The organism is Arthrobacter sp. NPDC056727, assembly GCF_042790555.1.
Taxonomy (GTDB): domain Bacteria; phylum Actinomycetota; class Actinomycetes; order Actinomycetales; family Micrococcaceae; genus Arthrobacter.
Map to the genome: position 1 here is coordinate 91,784 of NZ_JBHTZA010000006.1, position 11,590 is coordinate 103,373.

Genomic DNA, 11,590 nt, shown 5'->3' on the forward strand with positions numbered 1-11,590 from the left:
AACTGGTCCCGGAAGCGTCTTTTAACACTGGCCGGAAAAGGAACGGGGGAGGAGCAACGTGTATTGTCCGTTCTGCCGCAACCCTGACTCGCGCGTCGTGGACAGCCGCATGGCCGACGACGGCTCCGCCATCCGCCGGCGCCGGCAGTGCCCCGAGTGCGGCCGCCGTTTCACCACCGTGGAAACCACCAGCCTGTCCGTGATCAAGCGCTCCGGCGTGGGCGAACCGTTCAGCCGCAGCAAAGTGATCAACGGCGTCCGCAAGGCCTGCCAGGGCCGGCCCGTCAGCGAGGACGACCTCGCCATGCTGGCCCAGGAAGTCGAAGAGAACATCCGCGCCTCCGGGGCGGCGGAAATCGACGCCCACGAGGTTGGCCTGATCATTCTGGGCCCGCTGCAGAAGCTGGACAAAGTGGCATATCTTCGTTTCGCCAGCGTCTACCAGGCCTTTGAATCACTCGAGGACTTCGAGTCCGCCATTGCCCTGCTCCGGCACGAGTCCGACGTCGAAGCCAGGGAAGCGGCAACCACCAAGGGTGAAGGCAAGGGTTCCGCCGGCAAGAGCCCCGAGGACAAGGGCGCCGCGGCCAAGAGCCCGGAAGAAAAGAACGCCGCCAAGAGTACGCTCTAAAGTCTCCGGTGGCGGCAGCGGAGGGGAAGCCGCAGCCGCCACCGGCTCCAGTGGAAACGCCGCAAGCGGCAGATGCATTAAGCGACAGAAGCACCCGACCGGACTGTGGTCGGGTGCTTCTGCCTTGCCCGGAGGTTTTTCGCGGGGGCTCCAACCTGTGGTGCCGCCGGGACGCGACTCACGGTGCATGGGCATGCTCCTCTTATGCCGACCCATGTGACGCTTGACACGTGTTAGGTCGGTCCTCTACAGTTCCTAACACGTGTTAGGAAGGAAATGAACATGACCGAAGCCACAAACGGGCACCTGCGGGAAATCACCCGCCGTACCGCCTTTGGTGCCCTCGGCGCGGGAATCATCGGAGCAACCGTGGCGTCGTGGCCGCGGCTCTCCGGCACGGACATTCCGGGCCGCGGAGACAACAGCCTCAGCATCGCCATCATGGGCACCGCCGCGGACGCCGCCGCCCGCCAGCGCGCCATCGACGCCTTCACCCGGCTCCACCCGGAGATCAGGGTCAAGGTCCAGGCCATCCAGGCCGTGGACTGGAAAGACTTCTTCACCAAGATCCTCACCATGGTGGCCGCAGGAACGCCGCCGGACGTGGTCTACGTGGCCACCGAGGGCGCCCAGTTGTTCGCGGAAAAGCTCGCCCACCCGCTGGACGAGTACGTCCGCCGCGACGCCGCGGACATGCGGGAGTTCTTCGATGACGTCCACCCCAGCCTGGTGGAAGCCTTCATGTACAAGGGCAGCCTCTACCAGCTGCCCATGGACTGGAACGCCGCCAACATGTACTACAACACCGCCGCCTTTGCGCAGGCAGGGCTTGACCGGCCCGCGGACGACTGGACGCACGTCGACTTCCGCAACAGCCTGGCCGCGATGCGCAAAGCCCGGAGTTCGGACTTCACGCCCTACTACTGGACCAACCGGCTCTTCGGCGGCGTGGTGCCATGGCTCTACGCCAACGACACCAGCTTCCTCAAGGAGACCAGGTCTGCAGGCGGCGAATGGCTCTGGGACGGCTTCTACGCCAAGGACCCCTCCCGCAGCCTCCGCTCCGGCGGCTACCAGTGGCTGGAACCCAACGCCAACGACGACCGCGTGTTCGAGTCCTTCGACTACCTTCGCGGGCTGGTCAAGGACGGCCTGGGCGTCCGGCCGGAGGAAGGCGGCGGCAGCTCCCTGGTGGGACTGTTCGCTTCCAACCGCATCGGGACCACACCCGCCGGCGGCTACTGGGTGCAGGGCCTGCACGAGGCGGGCATGGGCGCCAACGACTTCGACGTCCAGTTCTTCCCCCGCTGGAAGACCCAGCGCCACCAGTTCGGCACCGCCGGCTACGCGATCATGAAGACCGCAAAGGACAAAGACGCCGCCTGGGAATGGATCAAGTTCAGCTCCAGCCGCGAGGCCATGGAACTGATTTTCCCCAACCCGATAACGACGCCGGCACGCCGTTCCATGGTCAACGAACAGTTGTATGCGGGCAAGGGGCCCGCCCACTGGAAGGTCTTCTACGACACGCTCGACCGTTTCCCCACCACCGGCCCCATCCCGGCGCCGCCCCAGCAGGCCGCCGTCGAAACGGCCCTGATGAAGAACGTATCGCTCGCAGTCAGCGGAGACGAGCAGCAGCTCAAGCAGGCCCTCGCCTCCATGCAACGTGACCTTGAACTTGCCCTGAGGAGGCAGTCATGAGCACCACCACCCCGCCGCGGGAGCGGCCGAAGCGGGATGCCGGCCGGACGGGTACGGCTGCCCGCGCCGACGGCGCCCAGCTCGCCGGGACCCGACGCGGAAGCAACGACAGGCACGGCCAGCGCTGGCTGGCCTGGATCTTCCTGGCCCCCACCATCCTCGGCATGGGCCTGTTCACGCTGATCCCCATCGTGGCCTCCGTGATCCTGGCCTTCTTCCGCTGGGACATCATCTCGGCACCAACATTCGTGGGCTTCGACAACTTCTCCGAAGTGGTCCAGGACCCCACCGTCCGCGTCTCCTTCCTGAACACCATCGTGTTCGTGGTGGTGGCTGTGTCCTTCCAGCTCGGCCTCGCCCTCGCGCTGGCCGTCATGGTGCAGGAAAAGATGCCGGCGTGGCTGCGCGTGTTTTTCCGTTCCGCCTTCTTCTTCCCGCTGATCCTCTCCGCCGCCTCGGTGTCCATCTTCATGCGGTACCTCTTCAATGAACAGTTCGGCGTGGTCAACTGGTTCCTGTCCCTCGTCGGCATCCCCGCGGTGCCCTGGCTGACCACGCCGGGCGGGTCCGCCGCCGTCGTGATCCTTGTCTACGTGTGGCAGAACTTCGGTTTCTCCTTCCTGCTGTTCATCGGCGGCCTGGCGTCCATTCCCGTGGAGACCTACGAGGCGGCCTCGATAGACGGCGCCACCGGCTGGCGAAAGCACCTCCATGTGACGCTGCCGCTGCTGAGCCCCACCACGCTGGTGGCTTCAGTGATGGCCATCATCAGCGCCCTACAGGTGTTCGACCAGCCCTACGTGCTGACCCGCGGCGGCCCCGGCGACTCCACCCGGACCGCGGTCATGGTGATCTTCGAATCGGCATTCCAGCGGCTCGAATTCGGCCAGGCGTCCGCGATCGGCGTGCTGCTCACCCTGATTATCATGGCCATCACGGCCGCACAGTTCCGGCTTAGCAAGCGATTCGTCTTCTACCAGTAAGGCCAGCCATGACAACCACAACTGACCACGGCCTGGCCGGACATTCGCCCCGGCTGTCCGAAGGCCTCCCCGTAACGACGCCCAACCGGAAGAGCTTCAACTGGAGCTTCGCCGTCCGTGTCCTCCTGCTGCTGCTGGCGGCCGCCCTGACGCTGGGCCCCGTGCTGTGGACCCTGTCCACGTCGCTGCGTTCGCCGTCGGAATCCTTCAAGCTGCCGCCGTCGTTCATCCCCTGGAACCCGGACTTCACCTCATACGGGGAAGTTTTCCAGCGGCTGAACATCTTCCTGCTTGTGCTCAACAGCGCCCTGGTGACCGGGCTGATCGCAGTAGGCCAGATGATCTCCGCAGCACTGGCGGGCTACGCGTTCGCCCACCTGAAGTTCCGCGGCCGCGGGGCGCTGTTCTCGATCGTGCTGGCCACCATGATGGTGCCTGTGCAGGTGACGATCGTGCCCGTCTTCATGCTGATCCGCGGCATGGGCCTCTCCGACACGCTGCTCGCGCTGATCCTGCCGGCCATTCCGACGGCGTTCGGCACCTTCCTGATGCGCCAGTACTTCATGGGGCTCCCGGCCGAACTCGCCGAAGCAGCCTCGATTGACGGGGCCAGCCCGTGGCGTACCTTCCGCTCGGTGTATGCGCCCCTGGCGGTGCCCGGCATGGCAATTGTGGGAATCCTCGCCTTCAACTTCCACTGGAACGAGTTCTTCCGCCCGCTCATCCTCACCATTTCCGAGCAGAACTTCACCCTCCCGCTGGGGCTCGTCTCACTCCAGGGCAACCTCGGCACGGGCAGCATCTCCGTGGTGCTCGCGGGTGTGGTCCTGTCCATGATTCCGGCGCTGGTGGTCTTCATCTTCGGCCAGCGCGCACTGCAGGACGGCCTCACGGCCGGCACTGGCAAATAACCTCTCCTCCTATAAGCCCCGAAAGGCCCGCCATGCGCTCCCCGGACCTCGCCGCCGTTCACTTGAACACAGCCCACGTCAACACGGTCCACTGTGACGACGTAGCCGACACCCACCCCGACGCCGCCTTCCCCCGGTTCCACGCGCGCCCGGCCCAGGGCTGGATCAACGATCCCAACGGCATCAGCTTCATCAACGGCCGCTACCACGTCTTCTTCCAGTACAACCCGGACTCGGCCAGGCACCACAAGATCGCCTGGGGCCACGTGAGTTCGGCGGACCTGGTCCGCTGGGAGGAACACCCCGTGGCGCTCCGCCCGCAGGACGGGGGCCCGGACGAGTATGGCTGCTGGACGGGTGTCGTGACGGACGACGGCGGTGTTCCCACCGCCGCGTACTCCGGCGTCCGCAGCGACGGGGGTCACTCACAGGTGGTCATCGCCCGCGGGTCGGAGGACCTTGTCCGCTGGGAGCAGACCGGCCATGTGGCGGCTACGATGCCCGCGGACGGACTGGTGACCGCGGTACGGGACCCGTTCATTTTCATGTTCAACGGCAGGCGGTACGCCATACAGGGCGCCGGGCTGGCCACCGGGCACGCCGCGCTGCTCCTGTACACCGTGGAGGACATGTCCGACTGGAAATATCAGGGCATCTGGCTGACGTCCGAAAACCCCGTGGCCTCGGAGTTCACCCCGGCCGAGATCTGGGAGTGCCCGCAGCTGGTGCGGGTGCCGGATGCTGCTGATGCGGCCGGGGGTGCCGGGACGTCCGCGGACTCCGGGACCTCTTCGGAATCCGGGACCTGGCTGATGATGTTCTCGCTCTGGCTCTCGGGAGACGCGCACGAGCACGCCAACGGCGTGGGCCACCTGAGTGGGTCGCTGACCGAAGACCCGGCGACCGGCCTGCCCGTGTTCACTCCCCGGGCCGGTGGCAAGTCGGACCTCGGCCGCGACTTCTACGCCCCGCAGGTGGTGGCGCTGGAGGACCGGGCACTGCTGTGGGGATGGGCCAACGAAGGCCCGGGCCGTGACGGACGCCGCGGCCGCAGCCAGGACGACATCGATGCCGCCGGCTGGGCGGGGGTCTTGACGTTCCCGCGCGAGCTTTCGGTGGTGGACGGTGCCCTGGCGGTCAGCCCGGCCCCTGAGATCGACGCTTACCGTGGGGCGCAGCGGGCCAGCCAGGCTTCCGGGGCAGTGACGCTGCCGGCGTTTGCCGAGGCCATAGTGACGGCGGGTTCCGCCGGTGGTTCCCCTGGCGCCGGCGGCGGGGACACCGCCATCGAACTCCTGCTGGTTGGCAACGGCAGCACCCAGACGGTGTTCAGCGGGACCGTCCAGCCGGGGGAGGAGCTGCGGATGTTCGTGGATGCCTCGCTGGTGGAGGTCTACCGTACCGGCTCCGTCGCGACGACGGTCCGCGCCTACCCGGCTGCGGGCGAGGAATGGCAGTTGCGCCTTCCGGCAGGAACAAAGGCCGACGTCTGGGAACTCGCGCGGCCCGTCTAGCTTCTCCGGACCGGCAGGGTCAGCGCCCGGCCGGGACCGGGCCGGTGGAGTCCCTGACCACAAGCTGGCAGGGAACCATCGTCTCGGTTGCGGCGGCGGTACCGGCGGCAGCGGTACCCGGCCCCTCGTCGTCGGGCCCGCCGCCCGGGACGGACCCGACCTCGGCGAGCAGCGCCGTCATGGCCGCCGCCCCCATCTCCCGAAGCGGCAGGGCCATGGTGCTGAGCGCCGGGACCATGGTTTTGGCGACGCGGAATTCGTCGTCGTAGCCCATCACCGAAACGTCCTGCGGAACGCTCAGTCCCAGGCGGTAGCAGGCCAGCACGACGCCGATGGCCAGGCGGTCGTTGGCGCACAGGATGGCGGTGGGCCGGTCCGCTGGCTCCACGCCGTCGAGAAGTTTCATGGCGCCGTGGAACCCCGCGTCGATGTCCCAGCCCACCTGTAGGACGCGGTCCTCATTGACAGGCAACCCCGCGGCGCTGAAGGCCTCGCGGTAGCCCTCGATCCGGCGCGGCGCGGCGGGGGTCAGGGAGTCGCCGGCGAGGAAGGCGATGTCCCGGTGGCCAAGGCCCATCACGTGGCCGGCCGCTTCCCGGCCGCCACGGACCTCGTCGGGGATCACGGCCGGCAGTCCGGCGTTCGGCCGGTCATCGAAGCAGTTGGCCAGGATCGACGGGACCCGGGCCATGTTCGGGGGCACATGCAGGGGACGCAGGCCCACGGTCACGTACATCAGGCCATCCACCTGGCGGTCCAACAGGGTTTCGACGGCGCTTTCGTCGCGGGACTCGTCCAACTCCGTATCCATGACCACGGTGACAAAACCGTGTTCCCGGGCAACGGCATCCGCACCGGCAATGATGTTGCCGTCGAACGGGCTGGTGACCACCTGGTCCGACACGATTCCGATGACCCGCGACTGCTGGTTGCGCAGGCTCAGCGCGATCTTGTTGGGGGAGTAGTTCAGCGCCGCGGCCGCATCGCGTATCCGCTGCTGGCTTTCGAGCGCCACGTTGCCGTTGCCGCGGCCGTTCAGCACCAGCGACACGGCGCTGCGCGAGACGCCTGCCAGCTTGGCGACGTCGAGGGCGGTGGCCTTGCGCTTCATGGGCCCATCCTTTGTTGTATGCAATTCACTGCTTTGCTGCAGTTTACCTAACTCGTGTGAGCTGTGTCCGGACCCTTGCGGGCAGACGCAGCGGACACGCCGAAGGCGGCAGACATACCGTCTGCCGCCTTCGGGATTTCTGCTTGGCGGGTCTATTTCGCGAGTTCGTGCTTGACGGCGATCTCCAGGGCAGCGCCCACAATGCCGGCTTCGTTCTTCAGCTCAGCCGGAACAATCGGCGTGCGCAGCTTCATGTGCGGCAGGTACTCGTCGGCGCGCTTGGAGATGCCGCCGCCGACGATGAACAGCTCCGGGGAGAAGAGGAACTCGACGTGCGAGAAGTAACGTTGCAGCAGTACGCTGTACTCTTCCCAGCTGAGGCCGTCGCGTTCGCGGGCCACCGCCGATGCCTTGCTTTCGGCGTCGAAGCCGTCGATCTCCAGGTGGCCGAGCTCGGCGTTGGGCACCAGGTGGCCGTTGAAGATGAACGCGGACCCGATGCCGGTGCCGAGCGTGATGACCAGGACGGTGCCGCCGATTCCCGCGCCCGCACCGTACCGGGCTTCGGCCAGGCCGGCCGCGTCGGCGTCGTTGATGACCTCCACCGGGCGGCCCAGGCGTGCCGTGAGCAGCGCGTCGATGTCCGTGTTGAGCCAGCTCTTGTCCACGTTGGCGGCCGAGTGGACCACGCCGTGCTGGATGATGCCGGGGAAGGTCACACCGATGGGGCTGTCGGCTTCCGGGGCGTCGGGACGTGCCTGGAGTTCTTCGACGACCTTGGCCACCGCCTCGACCACCGCTTCCGGCGTGGCAGGCTGAGGCGTTGCCAGCCGGAAACGGTCGCCGATCAGCTTGCCCTTCTTCAGGTCTACGATGCCGCCCTTGATTCCGGTGCCGCCGATGTCAATGCCGATCAGCGGGGCGTTCTTGCGGGTCTTTTCGTCCTTCTTGGCCAATGGGATTCCGTTCGTGGCAGGGTAGGGGCTCGGGCTGGGCAAGGGTGAGTTGCCGTCAATGACGCGGGCGGTTGCCTGGCGTCAGGGAAGGGTGAGGATTTCGGCACCTGATTCGGTGACGAGGAGCGTGTGTTCGAACTGCGCGGTGCGCTTGTGGTCCCTGGTGACCACCGTCCAGTCGTCCGCCCACATGTCCCATTCGATGGTGCCAAGGGTCAGCATGGGTTCGATGGTGAACACCATGCCGGGTTCAATCACGGTGTTGTAGGCGGGCGCGGCGTCGTAGTGCGGGATGATCAGTCCGGTGTGGAAGGCCTCGCCCACGCCGTGCCCGGTGAAGTCACGGACCACGCCGTAGCCGAAGCGCCGGGCGTAGGACTCGATGGCGCGGCCGATGACGTTGATCTGCCGGCCGGGGGCAACGGCCTTGATGGCGCGGTTGAGGGACTCCCTGGTCCGTTCAACCAGCAGCCGCGACTCCTCGTCCACATCGCCCACGAGGAACGTGTGGTTGGTGTCGCCGTGGACCCCGCCGATGAAGGCCGTGATGTCGATGTTGATGATGTCGCCGTCCTGCACCACCGTGCTGTCCGGAATGCCGTGGCAGATGACCTCATTCAGGGAGGAGCACAGTGACTTGGGGAAGCCGCGGTACCCCAGTGTGGACGGGTAGGCGTTGTGGTCCAGCAGGAACTCGTGGCCGATGCCGTCCAGTTCGTCGGTGGTGACGCCGGGCCGGATGTGTTTGCCGACCTCCGCGATGGCCTGGGCGGCGATCCTGCTGGCCACCCGGATCTTCTCGATGGTTTCCGGCGACTTGACCTCTGACCCGGTGAACTTCGCCGGTGCCGGCTTGCCGACATACTCCGGCCGCGGGATCGACGCGGGAACCGGACGCTGGGCGCTGATGGTTCCCGGAGTAAGCGTGCCGGTGGGTGCGGTCGAGGCTAAGGAAGGCATAGATTGATCATATAAGGCAGTGCAGAACGCCATGTAAATTAATGCGCCCGGCGGTAACCGTTGCGGGTTAAGTTACGTGGATCACGGCGGCGGCCTGCCGCCACCCGGAAAGCGAGGAACCCCGATGCCCGAGTACTGGTACAACGTCAACACCCACCAGGTCGAGGAAGATGCGATGTCGGACTGGAGCCAGCTGATCGGTCCGTACAAGACCCGGGAAGAGGCGGAACACGCGCTCGAGAAAGTCAAGGCGCGCAATGAATCCTGGGAAAAGGGCGACGACGACTGACCCTGGCAGGGAATGCCCCCGTTCTGGAAGCAACGTCCTGTTCTAGAAGGAGTGTTCGGGGCCCGGGAACTGGCCCGAGCGGACATCGTCGCCGTAGGCTTTGGCGGCGTCACCCAGGATGGTACGGAGGTCCGCGTACTGCTTGACGAACTTGGCCATCCTGCCGCCGCGGAGCCCGGCCATGTCCTGCCAGACCAGAACCTGTCCGGTGGTGGCATTGCCCGCGCCGATGCCGATGGTGGGCACTGCAATGGCGCTGTCCACGGCCTTTGCCGTCTCGGCGGGAACCATTTCCATGAGCACGCAGAACGCGCCGGCATCGGCCAGCGCCGCGGCGTCCTCGACAAGCCGCGCGGCGTCGTCGCCCCGGCCCTGCACGCGGTAGCCGCCCAGGGAGTGCTCGCTCTGGGGCGTGAAGCCGATGTGCGCCATGACCGGAATTCCCGCCTGGACCATTGCCCTGACCGTGTCGGCGTAGAACTTGCCGCCTTCGAGCTTCACTGCATGCGCCAGGCCTTCCTTCAGGAAACGCACGCCGGTGGCCACGGCCTGCTGCGGTGACACCTCGTAGCTGCCGAAGGGGAGGTCCGCCACCACCAGGGCACGCTTCGCGGTGCGCGCGACCGCACGGCACAACGGCAGCAGTTCATCGACGGTCACTGGAAGGCTGGTTTCGTTGCCAAAGACATTGTTGGATGCGGAGTCGCCCACCAGCAGGACCTCGATGCCGGCCTGGTCGAAGATCTCAGCCGTGTACTGGTCGTACGCCGTGAGCATGGCGAAGCGTTCGCCGCTGGTTTTGGCCTGCTGCAGGTGGTGCGTGCGGATCCGGGCGAGCGGTTTTTTTGCGGATTCCGACGGCGGCGCCGCAGCTGCCGCGGGGCCGTTCCCGTAGGGTGCAGGTACTTCAGCGGACATGCTTGAATCGGGACTGCTGGTTGAGGCCATGGCAAGAGCGTAGTCCGCGAGCCGCCGTGCTAGCCACCGGCCGCCACCCCATCCCGGGTGATTCGCGTCATAGCGGGCGGGCCCGCCTTCGGCCTGCCGTCCACCGGTTGCGTGTTAACGCTGTGTTACGCGGCGTAGCTCCGCCAGCATCACGCCTAAATGCTTAGTAAAGTGATTCGTGAGCTGCTCCTGCTCCGTCGAGGACGGACCGGGGCATGGACGTAGACCGGAGAAGAGGCTTCATGGACCGCCAGCAAGAGTTTGTCCTGCGCACGATCGAAGAGCGCGACGTACGCTTTGTGCGCCTGTGGTTCACCGACGTCGTGGGCTCGCTCAAGTCGGTGGCGCTGGCGCCCGCCGAGGTCGAGGGCGCCTTCGACGAGGGCCTTGGCTTCGACGGCTCGGCCATCGAAGGCCTGGCCCGCGTCTTCGAGTCGGACATGCTGGCGCAGCCGGATCCGTCCACCTTCCAGATCCTTCCGTGGCGCGGCGAGACTGAGCAGACGTCCCGCATGTTCTGCGACATCCTCACGCCCGACGGCGAGCCCTCGGCAGCGGATCCCCGCAACGTCCTCAAGCGCACCCTGGCTAAGGCAGCAGACATGGGGTTCACCTGCTACACGCACCCCGAGATCGAGTTCTACCTGCTCAAGTCGCAGGAGCCCGGCCCGGACGGTTCACCCGTTCCGGTGGACGAGGGCGGCTACTTTGACCACGTCCCGGGCGGCGTCGCCCAGGACTTCCGCCGCACCGCCGTGACCATGCTGGAATCCGTGGGCATCTCCGTGGAGTTCAGCCACCACGAGGCCGGCCCGGGCCAGAACGAAATCGACCTGCGCTACGCGGACGCCCTGCAGACGGCGGACAACATCATGACGTTCCGCACCGTCATCAAGGAGGTGGCACTGCAGCAGGGCACGTACGCCACCTTCATGCCCAAGCCCTTCACCGCGCACCCGGGTTCCGGCATGCACACGCACTTCTCGCTCTTTGAAGGTGACACCAACGCGTTCTTTGAGGCCGGAGCCGAGTTCCAGCTCTCCAAGACCGCGCGCCAGTTCATCGCCGGCATCCTCAAGCACGCCCCCGAATTCACCGCGGTCACCAACCAGTTCGTGAACTCCTACAAGCGCCTCTGGGGCGGGGGAGAAGCACCCAGCTACCTGAGCTGGGGCCATAACAACCGCTCCGCCCTCGTCCGGGTCCCGCTGTACAAGCCCGGGAAGGGACAGTCCGCCCGGATCGAATACCGCGGCATCGACTCGGCCGCGAACCCCTACCTGGCCTACGCCGTGCTCCTGGGCGCGGGACTGAAGGGCATCGAGGAGGGCTACGAACTGCCCGCGGCGGCCGAGGACGACATCTGGTCGCTGAGTTCCGCGGAGCGCCGGGCGATGGGGCATGACCCCCTTCCCGCCAGCCTGCATGACGCCATCCGTGCCATGGAGGACTCGGAACTGATGCCGCAGATCCTCGGCGAGCAGGTCTTCGAGCACTTCCTGCGGAACAAGCGTGCCGAATGGCAGGACTACCGCCTGCAGGTGACCCCCTATGAGTTGCAGCGCAACCTCGCCATACTCTAG

Annotated in this window: 11 protein-coding genes; 7 read left to right on the forward strand and 4 right to left on the reverse strand. The window is 66.4% G+C overall.

Annotation, left to right across the window (positions count from 1 at the left end; translation table 11 throughout):
* Positions 1 to 58: 58 nt before the first annotated feature.
* The 5 genes from nrdR (at position 59) to ACFRAH_RS08025 (ending at position 5,743) form a co-directional block, all read left to right on the forward strand.
* Positions 59 to 631, forward strand: a complete 573-nt coding sequence (gene nrdR / locus ACFRAH_RS08005) for a transcriptional regulator NrdR (protein WP_377990375.1) — start codon at positions 59 to 61, stop codon at positions 629 to 631.
* Positions 632 to 913: 282 nt separating this feature from the next.
* Positions 914 to 2,335: an extracellular solute-binding protein gene (locus tag ACFRAH_RS08010; protein ID WP_377990376.1), complete on the forward strand. Its 1,422-nt coding sequence runs from the start codon at positions 914 to 916 to the stop codon at positions 2,333 to 2,335.
* Positions 2,332 to 3,318, forward strand: a complete 987-nt coding sequence (locus tag ACFRAH_RS08015; RefSeq protein ID WP_377990377.1) for a carbohydrate ABC transporter permease — start codon at positions 2,332 to 2,334, stop codon at positions 3,316 to 3,318. The genes ACFRAH_RS08010 and ACFRAH_RS08015 overlap by 4 nt, the downstream gene beginning before the upstream one ends.
* Before the next feature lie 8 nt (positions 3,319 to 3,326).
* The gene (locus ACFRAH_RS08020) at positions 3,327 to 4,229 is read left to right on the forward strand and encodes a carbohydrate ABC transporter permease (RefSeq protein ID WP_377990378.1); all 903 of its coding nucleotides are present in this window, start codon (positions 3,327 to 3,329) and stop codon (positions 4,227 to 4,229) included.
* Positions 4,230 to 4,261: 32 nt separating this feature from the next.
* A complete protein-coding gene (locus ACFRAH_RS08025; protein WP_377990379.1) occupies positions 4,262 to 5,743 on the forward strand; it encodes a glycoside hydrolase family 32 protein in 1,482 nt (493 codons plus the stop codon).
* A 19-nt stretch (positions 5,744 to 5,762) separates the two neighbouring features.
* Here ACFRAH_RS08025 and ACFRAH_RS08030 read toward each other — a convergent pair whose 3' ends face one another.
* The 3 genes from ACFRAH_RS08030 to map form a co-directional block, all read right to left on the reverse strand.
* Positions 5,763 to 6,854, reverse strand: coding sequence for a LacI family DNA-binding transcriptional regulator (locus ACFRAH_RS08030; RefSeq protein WP_377990380.1), 1,092 nt, complete (start codon positions 6,852 to 6,854; stop codon positions 5,763 to 5,765).
* 152 nt (positions 6,855 to 7,006) lie between these two features.
* The gene (ppgK, locus tag ACFRAH_RS08035) at positions 7,007 to 7,810 is read right to left on the reverse strand and encodes a polyphosphate--glucose phosphotransferase (protein ID WP_377990381.1); all 804 of its coding nucleotides are present in this window, start codon (positions 7,808 to 7,810) and stop codon (positions 7,007 to 7,009) included.
* An 81-nt stretch (positions 7,811 to 7,891) separates the two neighbouring features.
* Positions 7,892 to 8,770 carry a type I methionyl aminopeptidase gene (map, locus tag ACFRAH_RS08040; RefSeq protein ID WP_377990382.1) on the reverse strand — a complete coding sequence of 293 codons (879 nt, stop codon included), beginning with the start codon at positions 8,768 to 8,770 and terminating at the stop codon, positions 7,892 to 7,894.
* A 124-nt stretch (positions 8,771 to 8,894) separates the two neighbouring features.
* On the opposite strand from map, the gene ACFRAH_RS08045 reads away from it, so the two are divergent.
* Positions 8,895 to 9,059, forward strand: coding sequence for an SPOR domain-containing protein (locus tag ACFRAH_RS08045; RefSeq protein WP_377990383.1), 165 nt, complete (start codon positions 8,895 to 8,897; stop codon positions 9,057 to 9,059).
* 42 nt (positions 9,060 to 9,101) lie between these two features.
* Here ACFRAH_RS08045 and panB read toward each other — a convergent pair whose 3' ends face one another.
* A complete protein-coding gene (gene panB, locus ACFRAH_RS08050; RefSeq protein WP_377990384.1) occupies positions 9,102 to 10,007 on the reverse strand; it encodes a 3-methyl-2-oxobutanoate hydroxymethyltransferase in 906 nt (301 codons plus the stop codon).
* A gap of 242 nt (positions 10,008 to 10,249) precedes the next feature.
* Between panB and glnA the strand changes: the two genes are divergently transcribed.
* On the forward strand, positions 10,250 to 11,590 hold the full coding sequence (glnA, locus tag ACFRAH_RS08055; protein ID WP_377967323.1) for a type I glutamate--ammonia ligase: 1,341 nt from the start codon (positions 10,250 to 10,252) through the stop codon (positions 11,588 to 11,590).

Bases quoted from the DNA above. Each gene is read 5' to 3' on its own strand.
- ACFRAH_RS08010 (WP_377990376.1), top strand. From the start codon at position 914: ATGACCGAAGCCACAAACGGGCACCTGCGGGAAATCACCCGCCGTACC.
- ACFRAH_RS08015 (WP_377990377.1), top strand. From the start codon at position 2,332: ATGAGCACCACCACCCCGCCGCGGGAGCGGCCGAAGCGGGATGCCGGC.
- ACFRAH_RS08020 (WP_377990378.1), top strand. From the start codon at position 3,327: ATGACAACCACAACTGACCACGGCCTGGCCGGACATTCGCCCCGGCTG.
- ACFRAH_RS08025 (WP_377990379.1), top strand. From the start codon at position 4,262: ATGCGCTCCCCGGACCTCGCCGCCGTTCACTTGAACACAGCCCACGTC.
- ACFRAH_RS08030 (WP_377990380.1), bottom strand. From the start codon at position 6,854: ATGAAGCGCAAGGCCACCGCCCTCGACGTCGCCAAGCTGGCAGGCGTC.
- map (WP_377990382.1), bottom strand. From the start codon at position 8,770: ATGCCTTCCTTAGCCTCGACCGCACCCACCGGCACGCTTACTCCGGGA.
- ACFRAH_RS08045 (WP_377990383.1), top strand. From the start codon at position 8,895: ATGCCCGAGTACTGGTACAACGTCAACACCCACCAGGTCGAGGAAGAT.
- panB (WP_377990384.1), bottom strand. From the start codon at position 10,007: ATGGCCTCAACCAGCAGTCCCGATTCAAGCATGTCCGCTGAAGTACCT.
- glnA (WP_377967323.1), top strand. From the start codon at position 10,250: ATGGACCGCCAGCAAGAGTTTGTCCTGCGCACGATCGAAGAGCGCGAC.